Origin of the sequence: Paracidovorax avenae ATCC 19860 (genome assembly GCF_000176855.2) — a bacterium.
Classification (GTDB): Bacteria; Pseudomonadota; Gammaproteobacteria; order Burkholderiales; family Burkholderiaceae_C; genus Paracidovorax; species Paracidovorax avenae.
Map to the genome: position 1 here is coordinate 4,074,727 of NC_015138.1, position 16,736 is coordinate 4,091,462.

The following is a 16,736-nucleotide window of genomic DNA, read 5'->3' on the forward strand; positions in this document are numbered from 1 at the left end:
CCATCTTCAAGGGGCCCGCATGGCAACCGCTGCATCGAGGGACATCAAGGATTTCGTTTTCGAGTGGGAAGGCAAGGACCGCCACGGCAAGGTCGTGCGCGGCGAGGTCCGGGCCCTGGGCGAGAACCAGGTCCAGGCGACGCTGCGCCGGCAGGGAGTGCTGCCCACCAAGATCAAGAAGCGCCGCATGCGCGGCGGCAAGAAGATCAAGCCCAAGGACATCGCGCTCTTCACGCGGCAGATGGCCACGATGATGAAGGCCGGGGTGCCCCTGCTGCAGGCCTTCGACATCGTGGGCCGCGGCAACACCAACGCGTCGGTCACCAAGCTGCTCAACGACATCCGCGCCGACGTGGAAACCGGTACGTCGCTGAATGCGGCCTTCCGCAAGTACCCGATGTATTTCGACAGCCTGTATTGCAACCTGGTGGAAGCCGGGGAGGCCGCAGGTATCCTGGAAGCGCTGCTCGACCGGCTCGCGCTCTACATGGAGAAGACCGAGGCCATCAAGTCGAAGATCCGCTCGGCGCTGATGTACCCGACGGCCGTGATCATCGTGGCCTTCGTCGTGGTCACCGTCATCATGATCTTCGTGATCCCCGCGTTCAAGGAGGTGTTCACCTCGTTCGGCGCGGACCTGCCGGCGCCGACGCTGTTCGTGATGGGCGTCAGCGAGATCTTCGTGAAATGGTGGTGGCTGATCTTCGGCGTGCTGGGCGGTGGCGCCTTCTTCTTCATGCAGGCGTGGCGGCGCAACGAGAAGATGCAGATGTTCATGGACCGGGTGCTGCTGCGCGTTCCGGTCTTCGGCGCCCTGATCGACAAGTCCTGCGTGGCACGCTGGACCCGCACCCTCTCCACGATGTTCGCGGCGGGCGTTCCGCTGGTCGAGGCGCTGGATTCGGTGGGCGGCGCCTCGGGCAACTCGGTCTATGCCATGGCGACCGAAAGGATCCAGCAGGAAGTCTCCACCGGCACCAGCCTGACGGCCGCGATGGGCAACGCGAACGTGTTCCCGTCCATGGTGATACAGATGTGCGCCATCGGCGAGGAGTCGGGCTCGATCGACCACATGCTGGGCAAGGCGGCCGACTTCTACGAGGAAGAGGTCGATGAGATGGTCGCCGGGCTGTCGAGCCTCATGGAGCCGATCATCATCGTGTTCCTGGGCACCATCATCGGCGGCATCGTGGTGTCGATGTACCTGCCCATCTTCAAGCTGGGACAGGTGGTCTGATGGGGTTCGAACCCTGGCTGCAGGCCGCGTTGTTCGGCCTCGTCGGCCTGCTGATCGGCAGCTTCCTCAACGTCGTCATCCACCGCCTTCCGCGCATGATGGAGGCCGACTGGGCCGCCGAGTGCGAGGAATACCTGCGCTCGCAGCCGGGTGCCGCCACGGCCACGGCCGCCGCGGAGAAGCCGGAGGCGGAGCCCTTCAACCTCGTGACGCCGCGCTCGCGGTGCCCGGCCTGCGGCCATGCGGTGCGGTGGCACGAGAATATTCCGGTGCTGAGCTACCTCTGGCTGGGCGGCAAATGCTCGGCCTGCAAGACCCGCATCAGCCCGCGCTATCCGGCCGTCGAACTCGCGACCGGGCTGCTGTTCTGGTTCTGCGCCCGCCACTGGGGCGCGACGCCGACGGCGGCGGCCTGGTGCGCGTTTTCCGCCGCGCTGGTCGCGCTGGCCTGCATCGACTGGGATACCACCCTGCTGCCGGACGACATCACGCTGCCGCTGCTGTGGGGCGGGCTGCTGGCCTCGGCGTTCCAGTGGACCTCGGTGCCGCTCTTCGCATCGGTGGCCGGGGCGGCGGCCGGATACCTGTCGCTCTGGGCGGTGTACTGGGCGTTCAAGCTGGCCACGGGCAAGGAAGGCATGGGCCACGGTGACTTCAAGCTGTTCGCAGCGCTGGGCGCCTGGTTCGGCTGGCAGGCCCTGGTGCCGATCATCCTGATGTCTTCGGTCATCGGGGCGCTGATCGGCATCGGCATGAAGTTCACCCGGGGCCTGAGGGAAGGGGGCTACATTCCCTTCGGGCCGTTCCTCGCCGGAGCCGGGCTCGCCGCCATGCTGTTCGGCCCCGACCGCATACTGCAAGGCATCCTGGGATCCCTGGGCCTGTGACGGGCACGGCACCTTCCCCTGCCCCGCTGCGACTGGGCCTGACGGGCGGCATCGGCAGCGGCAAGACCACGGTCGGCCAATGGCTGCAGAAGTTCGGGGCCGCGCTGGTGGATGCGGACCGGATCGCCCGTTCGGCGACGGCGGCCGGCGGACTCGCCATTCCCGCGATCCGCAGAGCCTTCGGCGACGGCATGATCGATGCGGACGGCGCCATGGACCGGGCCCGCATGCGGGAGCTGGCCTTCCGGGATGCCGGGGCGCGGCAGCGGCTGGAGGCGATCGTCCATCCGCTGGTGGCCCAGGCCATCCATGCGGAGGCCGGGCAGGCTGCGGCACGCGGCGCCAGGGTGGTGGTGTTCGACATCCCCCTGCTGGCCGAATCGCCGCGCTGGCCGCCGCAGCTCGACCGCATCCTGGTGGTGGACTGCTCCGAGGCGACCCAGGTGGCGCGCGTGCAGGCCCGCAGCGGGCTGGACCCGGACACCGTGCGGGCCATCATCGCGTCGCAGGCGCCGCGGGCCGCACGCCGTGCCGTCGCGGACATGGTGCTCCACAACGACCGAATACCTTTGGATACCCTGCGGGCGGAGGTCCGGCGAATCGCCGATGGCTTCGGGCTATGATGCGGGCGATATGGGACGCGCGATGCCGGCAGCGCCCGCCGTGCGCCCCCAGGAACCCTGCAGCGTGATTCTTTACGAATACCCCTTCAACGAACGCCTCAGAACCTACCTGCGGCTGGAACAGCTCTTCCGGCGCCTGGGCGAGCTGATTCCCCGCCCGCACCCGCTGGACCACCATTTCGCGCTCGTGACCCTGTTCGAGATCATGGACGTGGCGGCCCGGGCCGACCTGAAGTCCGATGTGCTCAAGGACCTGGAAAGGCAGCGCCACCAGCTCGACGGCTACCGGGGCAACCCATCGATCTCCGAGGCGGTGCTCGACGGCGTCGTCGCCCAACTCGACCACTGCTTCTCGGCCTTGAACGCGCAGACCGGCAAGGCCGGCCAGGCCCTGACCGAGAACGAATGGCTGATGAGCATCCGCAGCCGCGTGGGCATTCCCGGCGGCACCTGTGGCTTCGACCTGCCCGCCTATTACGCATGGCAGCACCATTCGCCCGAGAAGCGCCAGCACGATCTCGAAGGCTGGGCGAACCACCTCGCGCCGCTGGCGGAATCGCTCTACGTGCTGCTCAAGCTGCTGCGCGATTCGGGCATGCCGCAGAAGGTGGCGGCCGACCACGGGCAGTTCCAGCAGACCCTGCCCCAGGGGCGCACCTTCCAGCTGCTGCGGCTGCGGATCGACCCGGCCTGGAACATGGTGCCGGAGATCAGCGGCAACCGGCTCATCGTGTCCGTGCGGCTCATGCGGCAGGATGCCGACGGCAAGCTGCAGCCCGTGCAGGAAGACGCGGCCTTCGAGCTCACGCTCTGCGCGTGACCGGCAGCCTGCACGAGGGTTTGACCATGACTTCGCGCGACGACGATTCCCGCCGGGCAGACGCGCCGGCCCCGGCGTCCCGCCAGCTCTGGGTGGACTGCCCCACCTGTGGCGGCAGGAGCCTGTATGCACCCGAGAACCGGTCCCGGCCGTTCTGCAGCGAGCGCTGCCGGCAGATCGACCTGGGCGCCTGGGCGGCAGAGGATTTCCGCATGGCGGCCGATGCGCCGCCCGACGAGGACGCCTTCGGCGACCACCAGCAGCGTCCGCCGGAACACTGAAGGCCACCCCGCCCGGCCCCTGCCGGTGCGACGGGGACAGCACTGCGCACGCAGCGGCGCGGCTCGGCTATGCCTTGGGCAGCAGGCCTGGATCGAACGGCAGGCCGCGCTCCTCCGCCAGCCACTGCAACACCGGGTAGGCGCCGGGCAGCACCGGCGACACGTCCAGCGGCCAGTGCTGCCAGGCCATGGACTGGCCTTCGCGCATCTCGAACTCACCCGTCCATGCATGCACCTTGCACCAGTGCAGGCGCACCAGTGCATGGGGATAGTCGTGCTCCGTCACCTTCCAGACGGACGCCGGGCCGATGGTGACGCCCAGTTCCTCGATGAGTTCGCGGCGCAGGGCCTGCTCGACGGTTTCGCCGGCCTCCAGCTTGCCGCCGGGAAACTCCCAGTAGCCCGCATAGGGCTTGCCGGCCGGCCGCGTGGACAGCAGCATGGCGCCATCGGGACGGAACAGGATGCCGACTGCCACCTCGGTGTGGGCGCGCTGGGCGCCGGATGCGGCGGACTCAGCCATCGGCGCGCCCCGCGAAGTCCCGAGCGAACTGGTAGGCCACCCGGCCGCTGCGCGAGCCGCGCTCCAGCGCCCAGACCAGCGCGGCGGGGCGGGCCGCCTCGATGGCCGCGGCCGGAACGCCGAGCGCGGACAGCCACTGCGCGACGATGGCGAGGTATTCGTCCTGGCTGAAGGGGTAGAAGCTCACCCAGAGGCCGAAGCGCTCGGACAGGGAGATTTTCTCCTCCACCACTTCGCCCGGATGCACTTCGCCATCCGCCGTGTGCGTGTAACTGAGGTTTTCCTTCATGTATTCCGGCAACAGGTGCCGGCGATTGCTGGTCGCGTAGACCAGCACGTTGGGTGCCGAGGCGGCCACGGAGCCGTCCAGGATGGACTTCAGGGCCTTGTAACCGGACTCGCCTTCCTCGAAGCTCAGGTCGTCGCAGTAGATGATGAATTTCTCGGGCCGGCCGGCCACCACATCGACGATGTCGGGCAGGTCGGTGAGGTCGGACTTGTCCACCTCGATGAGCCGCAGCCCCTGTCCGGAATAGGCCTGCAGGCAGGCCTTGATGAGCGAGGACTTGCCGGTGCCGCGCGCGCCCGTGAGCAGGACGTTGTTAGCCGGGCGCCCTTCGACGAATTGCCGGGTGTTGCGCTCGATCTTTTCCTTCTGCGCGTCGATTTCCTTCAGGTCTTCGAGCGCGATGCCCGCGACATGGCGCACGGGCTCCAGCGCGCCGTGCCCGCCGCCGCGGCGGCGGTAGCGCCAGGCCACGGAGGCGTTCCAGTCGGGCGCGGAAAGCGGCCGGGGCAGCACCGACTCGATGCGGTCGATGAGCTGCTCGGCGCGCTGCAGGAGGTGGTCGAAGCGATCGTTCATGGGATGAACAGGGGTCAGGAGCGGTAGTCGGCGTTGATGGTCACGTAGTCGTGGCTCAGGTCGCAGGTCCAGACGGTATCAACGGCATCGCCGCGGCCCAGCCCCACGCGCACCGTGATCTCGCTTTGCTTCATCACGCGCTGGCCGTCCTCTTCGCGGTAGTCGGGATGGCGGCCGCCCTGCACGGCCACGTGCACGTCGTCGAGGTGGAGGTCGATGCGGGTCTGGTCCAGATCGTCGATGCCGGCGTAGCCGACGGCGGCCAGGATGCGGCCCAGGTTCGGGTCGCTGGCGAAGAAGGCGGTCTTCACCAGCGGGGAATGGGCGATGGCGTAGGCGACCTTGCGGCACTCCTCGGCGGTGCGGCCGCCCTCCACGCGGATGGCGATGAACTTGGTGGCACCCTCGCCGTCGCGCACGATGGCCTGGGCCAGCTTCTGCGCCACTTCGCGCAGCGCCGCGCGCAGGGCCTGGCCGTCGGCGCTGTCGAGCGAACCGACCACCGGGTTGCCCGCACGGTGCGTGGCCATCAGCACGAACGAATCGTTGGTGGAGGTGTCGCCGTCGATGGTGATGCGGTTGAACGACGCATCGGCCAGTTCGCGCACCAGCGGCTGCACCAGTTCGGGGGCGATGCAGGCATCGGTGGCAAGGAAGCCCAGCATGGTGGCCATGTTGGGGCGGATCATGCCCGCGCCCTTGGAGATGCCGGTCACCGTGACGGTGGCGCCGCCGATCTGCACCTGGGTGCTGAAGGCCTTGGGCAGCGTGTCGGTGGTCATGATGCCTTCCGCAGCGCGCGCCCAGTGCGCGGGCTGCGCATCGGCGATCGCGGCGGGCAGGCCCGCGACGATGCGGTCCACGGGCAGCGGCTCCATGATGACGCCGGTAGAGAACGGCAGCACCTGGGCGGCCTGCACGCCCAGATGGCCGGCGAGCGCCTCGCAGGTGGCGCGGGCGCGCGCCAGGCCGTCGGCGCCGGTGCCGGCATTGGCATTGCCGGTGTTGACCACGATGGCGCGCACGGAGCCGCCCTGCGAGAGGTGCTCGCGACACACCTGGACCGGCGCGGCGCAGAAGCGGTTCTGCGTGAAGACGCCGGCCACGGTGGCGCCTTCGTCGAGCAGGAACACGGTCACGTCCTTGCGGCCCGCCTTGCGGACGCCGGCTTCGGTGACGCCGATGCGGACGCCGGCGACCGGGTGCAGGTCGGCGGCAACGGGAGCGGAAAGGTTCACGGGCATGCGGAATTCCTCGGAAAGCAGCAAAAGGGCGAAGGAGGATGTGGCAGGGGCCGCCTGTGGCGGCCCCTGCGGCGAGAGCGAAAAGGGTCAGCGCGGCATCATGCCAGCTTGCCGTGGCACTGCTTGTACTTCTTGCCGCTGCCGCACGGGCAGGGGTCGTTGCGGCCGATGCGCACGCCTTCGGGCAGGTTCAGGCCGTCGCCGCCGGCCGCGGCCGTGCGCGGATCGGGCAGGGTCTCGGGTTCGCCGGTTTCGGTGGGCGCCGTGTAGGTCACGTTGGCGATCTGCTCGGCACGGCTTTCCAGCGCCTCGGCGGCCTCGTCGAGTTCCGACGGCGATTGCACCTGCACGGTCAGCAGGATGCGGGTGACCTCGTTCTTGACCTGGTCGATCAGCTGGCGGAAGAGCTCGAACGCCTCGCGCTTGTATTCCTGCTTGGGCTGCTTCTGCGCATAGCCGCGCAGGTGAATGCCCTGGCGCAGGTAATCGAGCGCGGAGAGATGGTCGCGCCAGTTGGAGTCGAAGCTCTGCAGCAGCACCGCACGCTGGAACTGGTGGAAGTTCTCCGCGCCCACCATGTCCACCTTGGCCTGGAACGCGGCGTTGCCTGCGGCGAGGACCTTCTCGAGGATCTCTTCGTCGGTGATGGCCTGGGCGCTCTCGACTTCCTGCTGCAGCGGCAGCCGGATCTGCCATTCGTCGGCGAGGACCTTTTCCAGGGCGGGAAGGTCCCACTGCTCTTCCACGGACTCCTCGGGCACGTACTGGCGCACGATGTCGGTCAGGCAGGATTCGCGCATGCCGGCGATCACGCCGGACAGGTCGGCCGCGTCGAGGATCTCGTTGCGCTGCTGGTAGATGACCTTGCGCTGGTCGTTGGCCACGTCGTCGTATTCGAGCAGCTGCTTGCGGACGTCGAAGTTGCGGGCCTCGACCTTGCGCTGCGCGGATTCGATGCTGCGCGTGACGATGCCGGCCTCGATGGCCTCGCCGTCGGGCATCTTGAGGCGCTCCATGATGGCCCGCACACGATCGCCCGCGAAGATGCGCATGAGCGAGTCGTCCAGGCTCAGGTAGAAGCGCGAGGAGCCCGGATCGCCCTGGCGGCCCGAACGGCCGCGCAGCTGGTTGTCGATGCGGCGGGACTCGTGGCGCTCGGTGGCGATGATGCGCAGGCCGCCCAGCGCCTTGACCTTCTCGTTGTCGGCCGCCCACTGCTCGCGCAGCGCGGCGATGCGGGCCTGCTTCGTGGCCTCGTCCAGGGACTCGTCGTCCTCGATGGCGGCCACTTCCTTCTCGATGTTGCCGCCGAGAACGATGTCGGTGCCGCGGCCGGCCATGTTGGTGGCGATGGTGATCATGCCGGCGCGGCCGGCCTGGGCCACGATGTCGGCCTCGCGGGCGTGCTGCTTGGCGTTGAGCACCTGGTGGGGCAGGCCGGCCTTGTTCAGCAGGTCGTCGATGATCTCCGAGTTCTCGATGGACGTGGTGCCCACCAGCACGGGCTGGCCGCGCTCGTGGCACTCGCGGATGTCCTGGATGGCGGCGTCGTATTTCTCGCGCGTGGTCTTGTACACCCGGTCGAGCTGGTCGTCGCGCTTGCTGGGGCGGTTGGGCGGGATCACCACGGTCTCGAGGCCGTAGATCTCCTGGAACTCGTAGGCCTCGGTGTCGGCCGTGCCGGTCATGCCCGAGAGCTTGTTGTAGAGGCGGAAGTAGTTCTGGAAGGTGATGGAAGCCAGCGTCTGGTTCTCGGCCTGGATCTCCACGCCTTCCTTGGCTTCCACGGCCTGGTGCAGGCCTTCGCTCCAGCGGCGGCCGGACATGAGGCGGCCCGTGAACTCGTCCACGATGACGATCTCGCCGTTCTGCACGACGTAGTGCTGGTCGCGGTGGTAGAGGTGGTTGGCCCGCAGCGCCGCATACAAGTGGTGCATGAGCGTGATGTTGGAGGGGTCGTAGAGCGACGCGCCCTCGGGGATCAGGCCCTGCGCGGCGAGCACGCGCTCGGCCGTCTCGTGGCCCTGCTCGGTGAGGAAGACCTGGTGGGACTTCTCGTCGATGGTGAAGTCGCCCGGCTTGGTCACGCCCTCGCCCGTGCGCGGATCGGCCTCGCCCTCCTGGCGCACCAGCAGCGGCACGACCTTGTTCATGGCGATGTACATCGCCGTGTGGTCTTCCGCCTGGCCGCTGATGATCAGCGGGGTGCGCGCCTCGTCGATGAGGATGGAGTCCACCTCGTCCACGATGGCGAAGTTGAGGGCGCGCTGCACGCGATCGTGCGCCTCGTACACCATGTTGTCGCGCAGGTAGTCGAAGCCGTATTCGTTGTTCGTGCCGTAGGTGATGTCCGCGGCGTAGGCGGCCTGCTTCTCCTCGCGCGGCATCTGGGGCAGGTTGATGCCCACGGCGAGGCCGAGGAAGTTGTAGAGGCGGCCCATCCAGCGCGCATCGCGGCTGGCGAGGTAGTCGTTCACGGTCACCACGTGCACGCCCTTGCCGCTGAGCGCGTTCAGGTACACCGGCAGCGTGGCGGTGAGGGTCTTGCCCTCGCCAGTGCGCATTTCGGAGATCTTGCCGTAGTGCAGCGCCATGCCGCCCAGCAGCTGCACGTCGAAGTGGCGCATCTTCATCACGCGCTTGGAGGCCTCGCGCACGACGGCGAAGGCTTCGGGCAGGAGGTCGTCGAGCGACTCGCCCCGGGCGACGCGCCCCTTGAACTCCTCCGTCTTGGCGCGCAGGGCATCGTCGCTCAGCTTCTCGTACTCCGGCTCCATCGCGTTGATGCGGGCCACCGTCTTGCGGTATTGCTTGAGGAGCCGGTCATTGCGGCTGCCGAATAGTTTGGTGAGGAAGTTGGAGGCCATGCGAACAGGACCGCGGCCCGCATGCGCGGGCGGCGCGACCCGAATCCCTAGTGATGAAGTGGGTTCAGATGGGGGACGCTACCACTGCTTGCAAGTTCTGCAACCAGGGGCAGCGATTCCGGAGCGGGGGATTTTACCTGCGAGGCGCGGCGGCCTTCGCCGCCACCTGCGTGCCGGGTGCGGCGCCCGCCGCACCGGCATGCAGGAATTTCTGCGGGTCCTGCGGCACGCCCTGCACCAGCACCTCGAAATGCAGGTGCGGGCCGGTGGAGCGGCCGGTGGTGCCGACCTCGGCGATCTTCTGGCCGCGGCGCACGAGGTCTCCGCGCTTGACGAAGGTGCGGGAGGCATGGGCGTAGCGGGTGACCAGCTGGTTGCCGTGGTCGATCTCGACCATGTTGCCGTAGGCCGGATGGAATTCCTGCGCCACGACCACGCCGCCGGCAGCGGCCAGGATGGGCGTGCCGGTGTCCGCCTGGAAATCCAGCCCCGTGTGCAGGGCCGACTGGCCGGTGAAGGGATCGATGCGCCAGCCGAAGGCCGAGCCGGCGGTCTTGCCGAGCACGGGCTCCTGCGTGGGGACCATGTTCTTGCGGATGTGCTGGTCGAACAGGCGGGACTCGACCACGGTGAGCAGGTCCACCCGGCGGTCGGTGAGTTCGGCGAGCGCGTCGAGCGTGTGCTGCAGTTCGTCCATCTCCATCGGCCGGCTGGAGACCAGCGCCCCTCCCTGCCCCGGCGGGCGGGAGAATTCCGCGGGCGACATGCCCGCCAGGCCGGAGACGCGCTCGCCGAGGGATTCCAGCTGCAGCATGCGCGCCTGCATCTCGCCGACCTTGCGGGCCATGGCGTCCAGGTTGGCCCGCAGGAAGCGGTCGCGCTCGGCGGATTCGTCCCGCGTGGCCAGCCGCACCAGGGTGCCGACCACCGGCCAGCCCTCCCGGGCGCCCTTGAGGAACACCCAGTGGTAGAGCAGCGCCGCCATGAGCATCACCGCCACCGACAGCAGCAGCCCGAAGGCGGCCAGGCGCAGGCCCGAGAGATGGATGGCGCGGCTGCGCGCCAGCCAGGCGTCCGTGATAATCAACTGCACTTCGTTTCTCCGCGCCGCGCGGCGCATTGCCCCCATGAACCGCCGTCACCACGCCGTCACGCTGCAGCAGGCCACCGAGGATTCCCCCACGCTGGCACGGCTGGCGAGCCTGACGCGCGACTCGAGCGAGCGGCTGCGGGCCGTCGAGTTGCTGATTCCCGCCACCCTGCGGCCGGCCATCCAGGCAGGGCCGATCGAGGGCGCGACCTGGTGCCTGCTGGTCCGCAACAATGCGGCGGCGGCGAAGGTGCGGCAACTGCTGCCTGCACTGCAGGCGCATCTGCACAGCCGGGGGTGGGAGGTTAACGCCATTCGCCTGAAAATCCAAACCTGAAGACCCGGCATGCGGGCGGCCAGGGGCTGGAAGGCGAACGGCGAAAAAAGATGGTGCCGATTGTCGGGATCGAACTGACGACCTACCGCTTACAAGGCGGTTGCTCTACCAACTGAGCTAAATCGGCGAAACGCGCATTCTAGCGCGCATGCCGCTCCCGGGCGGGAACGGCGGCTTGCCGGCCAGGGCCGGCCGGAATCACTTCACCCGCTTGAGCGACGGGCGGCCACCGCCGGCAGGGGCCGGGCCGCGCGGCGGCTCGTCCGCCGGGCCCGTGCCGCCGTCGGTGGGCACCAGCTGCACCACCCGGTCTTCGTCGGCGGACGGTTCCGGCACGGTGCCTTCGGTCGCCGCGCCGGCATCCAGCAGCCCCGCGGACAGGCCGCCCGCGCCGGGTGCCAGCATGTCCACCGGTGGCGGGAAGGCCATGCCCTGCCCGTTCTCGCGCGCATAGATCGCGATCACCCGGCCCACGGGAACCATGATGTCGCGCGGCTTGCCGCCGAAGCGGGCCTTGAACTCGATGAAATCGTTGCCCAGCTGCAGGGCGCTCGTGGCGTCGTAGCTGATGTTGAGCACGATCTCGCCGTCCTTCACGTATTCGCGGGGCACCTGGACGGAATCGTCCACGCGCACCGCGATGTAGGGCGTGAAGCCGTTGTCGGTACACCACTCGTACAGGGCCCGTATCAGGTAGGGGCGCGTGGAAGTGGAGTCCTGGGCATTCATCATGTCGGCGTCTGGCAAAAAAGCTTCTGGGAAGCGGAATGCGGCGCGCGGATGCGGCCGCGCCGCATTACTTGCGCATGACCTTCTCGGAAGGCGTGAGCGCCTCGATGTAGGCGGGGCGCGAGAAGATGCGCTCGGCATACTTCAGCAGCGGTGCGGCGTTCTTGGACAACTCGATGCCGTAGTAGTCGAGCCGCCAGAGCAACGGCGCGATCGCCACGTCGAGCATGGAGAAGTTCTCGCCCAGCATGTACTTGTTCTTGAGGAACACCGGGGCGAGCTGCGTGAGGCGGTCGCGGATGTGCGAGCGGGCCTTTTCCAGCGCCTTTTCGTTGCCCTTGGTGGCGCGCGACTCGAGCACGTTCACGTGGACGAACAGCTCCTTCTCGAAGTTGAGCAGGAACAGGCGCACGCGGGCGCGGTCCACCGGGTCGCCGGGCATCAGCTGGGGATGCGGGAAGCGCTCGTCGATGTACTCGTTGATGATGTTCGACTCGTACAGGATGAGGTCGCGCTCGACCAGGATGGGCACCTGGCCATAGGGGTTCATCACGCTGATGTCTTCGGGCTTGTTGTACAGGTCCACATCACGGATCTCGAAATCCATGCCTTTTTCGAACAGCACGAAGCGGCAGCGATGGGAGAAGGGACAGGTCGTACCCGAATAAAGCACCATCATGGTGGGAAGCTCCTAAAAATCAAAAAGAGTGGGCGCTCGCGCGTCCACTCCGGAAAGCGAAATGCGCCGCACGAAGGCGGCGCGATGCTGCAGACGGCGGCCGAGCTTACTTGACGTCCTTCCAGAACGCCGCGTTGAGCCGCCAGGCGATCACCGTGAAGACGCCGAGGAAGATCAGCACCCACACCCCGACGCGAACCCGCGTATTTTGCGCCGGCTCGCCCATCCACTGCAGGTAGTTGACGAGATCACCCACGGCCTCGTCGTACTGGAGGGGCGACATGGTACCCGGAGTCAGCTGCTCCCACCCCTTGAAGACCTGGGTTTTGTGTCCGTGGCTCTCGTGTTCCTCGAAGACCGGGCGGCGATCGCCCTGCAGTTGCCACAGCGCGTGGGGCATGCCGACGCTGGGGAACGCGAGGTTGTTCCAGCCCGTGGCCTTGGTGTCGTCGCGGTAGAACGTGCGCAGGAAAGTGTAGAGGTAGTCCGCGCCGGTGCCGTTGTGGCCGGCGCGCGAGCGGGCGATCACGGTGAGGTCGGGCGGGTTGGCGCCGAACCAGTCCTTGGCCTGCCGCGGATCGATGGTGGCCTTCATGGTCTCGCCCACCTTGTCGGTGGTGAAGAGCAGGTTGTCCTTGATCTGCTGGTCGGTCAGGCCGATGTCCTTCAGGCGGTTGTAGCGCATGAAGGCGGCCGAGTGGCAGCTCAGGCAGTAGTTGACGAAGATCTTGGCGCCGTTCTGCAGCGAGGCCGTGTCGTTCGTGCGCACCGGGGCCTTGTCCCAGGCGATGCCGCCTTCCGCGGCGTGCGCGCCCAGGGCGAACCCGAGCGAGGCGATCAGCGTGAGGATGATTTTTTTCATGGTCGTCGTTCCGGCCCGCATCAGTGCGCGGCGAAGGTCACGCGGTCGGGCACCGGCTTGGGCTCGCCCAGGCGGCTCCACCAGGGCATGAGCAGGAAGAAGCCGAAGTAAAACAGCGTTCCCACCTGCGAGACACGCTCGCCGATCGGGGACGGCGGCTGCACGCCCAGGTAGGCCAGCACCACGAAGTTGACCACGAAGATGCCGTAGAGGTACTTGTGCCAGCCCGGGCGGTAGCGGATGGAGCGGGCCGGGCTGTGATCGAGCCAGGGCAGGAAGAAGAGGATGATGACGGCGCCGCCCATCACCACCACGCCCCAGAACTTGGCGTCGATGGACAGCATGAGCGCCACGGCGACCACGGCCACGATTGCGATGGCTGCCTTGACGAAGCCGGGCAGCCGCCCCTTGACCACGCCGAAGCCCGCCGCCAGCACGACGCAGGCGATGAGGGCATACATCATCTCGCTGGTGATGGCGCGAAGCATCGAGTAGAACGGCGTGAAGTACCAGACGGGCGCGATGTGCGCGGGCGTCTTGAGCGGGTCGGCCGGGATGAAGTTGTTGTACTCCAGGAAGTAGCCGCCGAACTCGGGGGCGAAGAACACCACCGCCGAGAAGATGAACAGGAACACGCCCACGCCGAAGATGTCGTGCACGGTGTAGTACGGGTGGAACGGGATGCCGTCCAGCGGATGGCCGTGCTCGTCCTTCGGGGCGTTCGGGCCCTTGATCTCGATGCCGTCGGGGTTGTTGGAGCCCACGTCGTGCAGCGCCAGCAGGTGGGCGACCACCAGGCCCAGCAGCACGAGCGGCACGGCGATCACGTGGAAGCTGAAGAAGCGGTTGAGCGTGGCGTCACCCACCACATAGTCGCCGCGGATCAGCAGGGCGAGGTCTGGGCCGACGAAGGGGATGGCCGCGAACAGGTTCACGATCACCTGGGCACCCCAGTACGACATCTGGCCCCAGGGCAGCAGGTAGCCCATGAAGGCCTCGGCCATGAGCGCGAGGAAGATCGCGCAGCCGAAGATCCAGACCAGCTCGCGCGGCTTGCGGTAGGAGCCGTAGAGCAGGCCGCGGAACATGTGCAGGTACACCACGACGAAGAACGCCGAGGCGCCCGTGGAGTGCATGTAGCGGATCAGCCAGCCCCAGGGCACGTCGCGCATGATGTACTCGACGGACTCGAACGCCTTGGCGGCGTCGGGCTTGTAGTGCATCACCAGGAAGATGCCGGTGACGATCTGGATCACCAGCACCAGCAGCGCGAGCGAGCCGAAGATGTACCAGAAGTTGAAGTTCTTCGGAGCGTAGTACTCCGACATGTGCACGCGGTAGGCGTCGAAGGCCGTGGGAAAGCGGTTCTCGAGCCAGTTCGTGACCTTGGCGCCCGTGGAGGCGTTGGGGGAGATGTCCTTGAATTCGCGGTAAGCCATGTGCGTCTCCCTCAGGCCTTCTTGTCTTCACCGATCAGGAGCCTGGTCTCCGACAGGTACATGTGCGGAGGCACCTCGAGGTTGTCCGGCGCGGGCTTGTTCTTGAAGACGCGGCCGGCCATGTCGAAGGTGGAGCCGTGGCAGGGACAGAGGAAGCCGCCCTTCCAGTCGTCGGGCAGCGAGGGCTGTGCGCCGGGGGTGAACTTGTCGCTCGGCGAGCAGCCGAGGTGCGTGCAGATGCCCACGGCCACGAGGATCTCGGGCTTGATGGAGCGGTTCTCGTTGCGCGCGTATTCGGGGGTGAGCTCCGAGGGCTTGCGCTCGGACTTGGGATCGGCGAGCTGGGGATCGAGCCCCGGCAGCGCGGCCAGCTGCTCGGGCGAGCGCTTGATGATCCAGACCGGCTTGCCGCGCCATTCCACGGTGATCTTCTCGCCGGTCTTGAGGCCGGCGATGTCCACCTCCACCGCGGCCCCGGCGGCCTTGGCTTTCTCGGAAGGCTGGAAAGTGCTCACGAACGGCACGGCCGTCGCCACGCCGCCCACCGCACCAGCACAGCCCGACGCTATGAGCCACGTCCGCTTGCTGGAGTCGATTGGGGTTTCACTCATGGGGGTCCTCAATAGGTCGTCGCTGGGGGAGCAATCACAAATTGTAGCGGCGCAAGTAAGGTTAATTCCAGGGGTTATCACCCCTCCGGCTCGGCAATACTGCAAGGGTTTTCAGCTATATCAAGGAGAAGCGAAATGGGTATTGCAAAGGAGTTCCGGGAGTTCGCGGTGAAGGGAAATGTGATAGATCTCGCCGTGGGCGTGATCATCGGCGGCGCCTTCGGGAAGATCGTGGACTCGCTGGTGAACGACGTCATCATGCCCATCGTCGGGCTGGTATTCGGGAAGCTGGATTTCTCGAATCTCTTTCTCGTGCTCGGCAGCGTGCCGCCCGGCACCCCGGCCACGCTGGACGCCCTGCGCAAGGCGGGCGTGCCGGTGCTCGCCTACGGCAGTTTCATTACTGTCGCGGTGAATTTCCTGATTCTCGCGTTCATCATTTTCATGATGGTCAAGCAAATCAACCGGCTCAAGCGCGAGGCGCCGCCCGCCCCGCCTGCCGCCCCGGCCCCGCCGCCGGAAGACGTGCTGCTGCTGCGCGAGATCCGCGACAGCCTCAGGCGCTGAGCGGGGCGGCGTCCGCCGGGGCCGCCAGCCGCCGCGCCATGCGCACGGCCTCGACGAGGCTCGAGGCGTCGGCGATGCCCTGCCCCGCGATGTCGAAGGCCGTGCCGTGGTCCGGGCTGGTGCGCACCAGGGGCAGCCCGAGCGTGACGTTCACGCCCTTGTCCACGCCCAGGTACTTGACGGGAATCAGGCCCTGGTCGTGGTACATGGCCAGCACCACGTCGAATTCGCCCGCGCGCTGCGGCGTGCTGCGCGCGCGCATGAAGACCGTGTCGGGCGCGAAGGGGCCGTGCGCGTCGATGCCGAGCGCGCGCGCCTGGGCGATGGCCGGGGCGATGGCCTCGATCTCCTCGCGGCCGAAGAGCCCGCCCTCGCCCGCGTGCGGGTTGAGGCCCGCGACGCCGATGCGCGGATCGCGCCCCAGGCTGCGGCGCAGCGCGGCGTGCGTGATCTCCAGCGTGCGCAGCACGTTGGCTTGCGTGACCGCCGCGATGGCGTCGCGCAGCGACACGTGGATGCTGACCAGCACGGTGCGCAACTCGTCGCTGGCGAGCATCATGCGCACGGGCATCTCGTCGAGCGGCACGCCGGCATGGCGCGCGGCCTCGGCCTGCAGCAGTTCGGTGTGACCGGGATGGTGGACGCCGGCGGCGGACAGCGCTTCCTTGTGCAGCGGGGCCGTGACCAGGCCCGCTATGTCGCCGCGCAGTGCGGCACGGGCGGCCCAGGTGACGCAATCCGCCGCCGCCCGTCCGGCCCCGGCATGCACGATGCCGAACGGCACCGGCCCGGGCAGGCCCGGCAGGGGCAGCACCGGCAGGCAGCGCGCCGGAGCGGCAAATGCCTCTGCAGGCGACTCCAGCACGGCCAGCGGCAGGGACGGCTCGCCCGGCCGGGCGATGCAGCGTGCGGCGCGGCGCAGGGTTTCCACCTCGCCGACCACGAAGCAGCCCCGCATCGCAGCGGGCGTGTCGCGGAAGGCCCTGGCGACGATCTCCGGGCCGATGCCGGCCGGGTCGCCCTGGGTGATCGCCAGCAAGGGGAATCCCTCTGCGGCAGCGCGGTCCATGTCCAT

The 16,736-nt window shown here is 67.9% G+C and carries 18 protein-coding genes and 1 tRNA gene; 7 read left to right on the top strand and 12 right to left on the bottom strand.

Features of this window, described 5'->3' with window-relative positions:
* Window positions 1–19: 19 nt before the first annotated feature.
* From ACAV_RS17815 to ACAV_RS17835, 5 genes are all read left to right on the top strand, one after another.
* Window positions 20–1,237 carry a type II secretion system F family protein gene (locus ACAV_RS17815; protein WP_013595978.1) on the top strand — a complete coding sequence of 406 codons (1,218 nt, stop codon included), beginning with the start codon at window positions 20–22 and terminating at the stop codon, window positions 1,235–1,237.
* On the top strand, window positions 1,237–2,124 hold the full coding sequence (locus tag ACAV_RS17820; protein ID WP_013595979.1) for a prepilin peptidase: 888 nt from the start codon (window positions 1,237–1,239) through the stop codon (window positions 2,122–2,124). Before ACAV_RS17815 ends, ACAV_RS17820 begins: the two co-directional genes overlap by 1 nt.
* Window positions 2,121–2,747 carry a dephospho-CoA kinase gene (coaE, locus tag ACAV_RS17825; protein ID WP_013595980.1) on the top strand — a complete coding sequence of 209 codons (627 nt, stop codon included), beginning with the start codon at window positions 2,121–2,123 and terminating at the stop codon, window positions 2,745–2,747. Before ACAV_RS17820 ends, coaE begins: the two co-directional genes overlap by 4 nt.
* Window positions 2,748–2,811: 64 nt before the next feature.
* Window positions 2,812–3,567 (top strand): cell division protein ZapD, encoded by a 756-nt coding sequence (gene zapD / locus ACAV_RS17830; RefSeq protein ID WP_041829314.1) that lies wholly within the window; start codon window positions 2,812–2,814, stop codon window positions 3,565–3,567.
* Window positions 3,568–3,593: 26 nt separating this feature from the next.
* Window positions 3,594–3,848, top strand: coding sequence for a DNA gyrase inhibitor YacG (locus ACAV_RS17835; protein ID WP_013595982.1), 255 nt, complete (start codon window positions 3,594–3,596; stop codon window positions 3,846–3,848).
* 67 nt (window positions 3,849–3,915) lie between these two features.
* Here the strand turns inward: ACAV_RS17835 and ACAV_RS17840 are convergent, their stop codons facing one another.
* From ACAV_RS17840 to ACAV_RS17860, 5 genes are all read right to left on the bottom strand, one after another.
* Complete coding sequence (locus ACAV_RS17840) at window positions 3,916–4,371, bottom strand: NUDIX domain-containing protein (protein ID WP_013595983.1); 456 nt, start codon at window positions 4,369–4,371, stop codon at window positions 3,916–3,918.
* Window positions 4,364–5,236: an ATP-binding protein gene (locus ACAV_RS17845; RefSeq protein WP_013595984.1), complete on the bottom strand. Its 873-nt coding sequence runs from the start codon at window positions 5,234–5,236 to the stop codon at window positions 4,364–4,366. Before ACAV_RS17845 ends, ACAV_RS17840 begins: the two co-directional genes overlap by 8 nt.
* A 14-nt stretch (window positions 5,237–5,250) precedes the next feature.
* Complete coding sequence (gene argJ, locus ACAV_RS17850; protein ID WP_013595985.1) at window positions 5,251–6,480, bottom strand: bifunctional glutamate N-acetyltransferase/amino-acid acetyltransferase ArgJ; 1,230 nt, start codon at window positions 6,478–6,480, stop codon at window positions 5,251–5,253.
* 98 nt (window positions 6,481–6,578) lie between these two features.
* A complete protein-coding gene (secA, locus tag ACAV_RS17855; protein ID WP_013595986.1) occupies window positions 6,579–9,347 on the bottom strand; it encodes a preprotein translocase subunit SecA in 2,769 nt (922 codons plus the stop codon).
* Window positions 9,348–9,480: 133 nt separating this feature from the next.
* Entirely contained in the window at window positions 9,481–10,467 is a 987-nt protein-coding gene (locus ACAV_RS17860) for a M23 family metallopeptidase (protein WP_013595987.1), read from the bottom strand.
* Window positions 10,468–10,474: 7 nt separating this feature from the next.
* Between ACAV_RS17860 and ACAV_RS17865 the strand changes: the two genes are divergently transcribed.
* Window positions 10,475–10,774: a hypothetical protein gene (locus tag ACAV_RS17865; RefSeq protein WP_013595988.1), complete on the top strand. Its 300-nt coding sequence runs from the start codon at window positions 10,475–10,477 to the stop codon at window positions 10,772–10,774.
* A gap of 51 nt (window positions 10,775–10,825) precedes the next feature.
* On the opposite strand, the gene ACAV_RS17870 is transcribed toward ACAV_RS17865, so the two are convergent.
* The 6 genes from ACAV_RS17870 to petA all read right to left on the bottom strand — a co-directional run bounded on the left by ACAV_RS17870 (window position 10,826) and on the right by petA (window position 15,094).
* Window positions 10,826–10,901 (bottom strand) — tRNA-Thr (locus ACAV_RS17870).
* 71 nt (window positions 10,902–10,972) lie between these two features.
* Entirely contained in the window at window positions 10,973–11,503 is a 531-nt protein-coding gene (locus tag ACAV_RS17875) for a ClpXP protease specificity-enhancing factor (protein ID WP_174270305.1), read from the bottom strand.
* A gap of 67 nt (window positions 11,504–11,570) precedes the next feature.
* Window positions 11,571–12,182 carry a glutathione S-transferase N-terminal domain-containing protein gene (locus ACAV_RS17880; protein WP_011796735.1) on the bottom strand — a complete coding sequence of 204 codons (612 nt, stop codon included), beginning with the start codon at window positions 12,180–12,182 and terminating at the stop codon, window positions 11,571–11,573.
* Window positions 12,183–12,288: 106 nt separating this feature from the next.
* Entirely contained in the window at window positions 12,289–13,044 is a 756-nt protein-coding gene (locus ACAV_RS17885) for a cytochrome c1 (RefSeq protein WP_013595990.1), read from the bottom strand.
* A 20-nt stretch (window positions 13,045–13,064) separates the two neighbouring features.
* Window positions 13,065–14,483, bottom strand: coding sequence for a cytochrome b (locus tag ACAV_RS17890; RefSeq protein WP_013595991.1), 1,419 nt, complete (start codon window positions 14,481–14,483; stop codon window positions 13,065–13,067).
* An 11-nt stretch (window positions 14,484–14,494) separates the two neighbouring features.
* Window positions 14,495–15,094, bottom strand: coding sequence for a ubiquinol-cytochrome c reductase iron-sulfur subunit (gene petA / locus ACAV_RS17895; protein WP_013595992.1), 600 nt, complete (start codon window positions 15,092–15,094; stop codon window positions 14,495–14,497).
* A 135-nt stretch (window positions 15,095–15,229) separates the two neighbouring features.
* Here petA and mscL point away from each other — a divergent pair, with 135 nt between their 5' ends.
* Window positions 15,230–15,661 (top strand): large conductance mechanosensitive channel protein MscL, encoded by a 432-nt coding sequence (gene mscL, locus ACAV_RS17900; protein ID WP_013595993.1) that lies wholly within the window; start codon window positions 15,230–15,232, stop codon window positions 15,659–15,661.
* On the opposite strand, the gene pdxA is transcribed toward mscL, so the two are convergent.
* On the bottom strand, window positions 15,651–16,730 hold the full coding sequence (gene pdxA, locus ACAV_RS17905) for a 4-hydroxythreonine-4-phosphate dehydrogenase PdxA (RefSeq protein WP_013595994.1): 1,080 nt from the start codon (window positions 16,728–16,730) through the stop codon (window positions 15,651–15,653). The two genes, mscL and pdxA, sit on opposite strands and share 11 nt — an antisense overlap.
* Window positions 16,731–16,736: the final 6 nt, after the last annotated feature.

Excerpts from the sequence above, each read along its gene's own strand:
- ACAV_RS17880 (WP_011796735.1), bottom strand. The coding sequence starts at position 12,182 with ATGATGGTGCTTTATTCGGGTACGACCTGTCCCTTCTCCCATCGCTGC.
- ACAV_RS17875 (WP_174270305.1), bottom strand. The coding sequence starts at position 11,503 with ATGAATGCCCAGGACTCCACTTCCACGCGCCCCTACCTGATACGGGCC.
- ACAV_RS17835 (WP_013595982.1), top strand. The coding sequence starts at position 3,594 with ATGACTTCGCGCGACGACGATTCCCGCCGGGCAGACGCGCCGGCCCCG.
- ACAV_RS17860 (WP_013595987.1), bottom strand. The coding sequence starts at position 10,467 with ATGCGCCGCGCGGCGCGGAGAAACGAAGTGCAGTTGATTATCACGGAC.
- ACAV_RS17865 (WP_013595988.1), top strand. The coding sequence starts at position 10,475 with ATGAACCGCCGTCACCACGCCGTCACGCTGCAGCAGGCCACCGAGGAT.
- argJ (WP_013595985.1), bottom strand. The coding sequence starts at position 6,480 with ATGCCCGTGAACCTTTCCGCTCCCGTTGCCGCCGACCTGCACCCGGTC.
- ACAV_RS17820 (WP_013595979.1), top strand. The coding sequence starts at position 1,237 with ATGGGGTTCGAACCCTGGCTGCAGGCCGCGTTGTTCGGCCTCGTCGGC.
- ACAV_RS17845 (WP_013595984.1), bottom strand. The coding sequence starts at position 5,236 with ATGAACGATCGCTTCGACCACCTCCTGCAGCGCGCCGAGCAGCTCATC.
- pdxA (WP_013595994.1), bottom strand. The coding sequence starts at position 16,730 with ATGGACCGCGCTGCCGCAGAGGGATTCCCCTTGCTGGCGATCACCCAG.
- ACAV_RS17840 (WP_013595983.1), bottom strand. The coding sequence starts at position 4,371 with ATGGCTGAGTCCGCCGCATCCGGCGCCCAGCGCGCCCACACCGAGGTG.
- ACAV_RS17885 (WP_013595990.1), bottom strand. The coding sequence starts at position 13,044 with ATGAAAAAAATCATCCTCACGCTGATCGCCTCGCTCGGGTTCGCCCTG.
- mscL (WP_013595993.1), top strand. The coding sequence starts at position 15,230 with ATGGGTATTGCAAAGGAGTTCCGGGAGTTCGCGGTGAAGGGAAATGTG.
- ACAV_RS17890 (WP_013595991.1), bottom strand. The coding sequence starts at position 14,483 with ATGGCTTACCGCGAATTCAAGGACATCTCCCCCAACGCCTCCACGGGC.
- secA (WP_013595986.1), bottom strand. The coding sequence starts at position 9,347 with ATGGCCTCCAACTTCCTCACCAAACTATTCGGCAGCCGCAATGACCGG.
- ACAV_RS17815 (WP_013595978.1), top strand. The coding sequence starts at position 20 with ATGGCAACCGCTGCATCGAGGGACATCAAGGATTTCGTTTTCGAGTGG.
- petA (WP_013595992.1), bottom strand. The coding sequence starts at position 15,094 with ATGAGTGAAACCCCAATCGACTCCAGCAAGCGGACGTGGCTCATAGCG.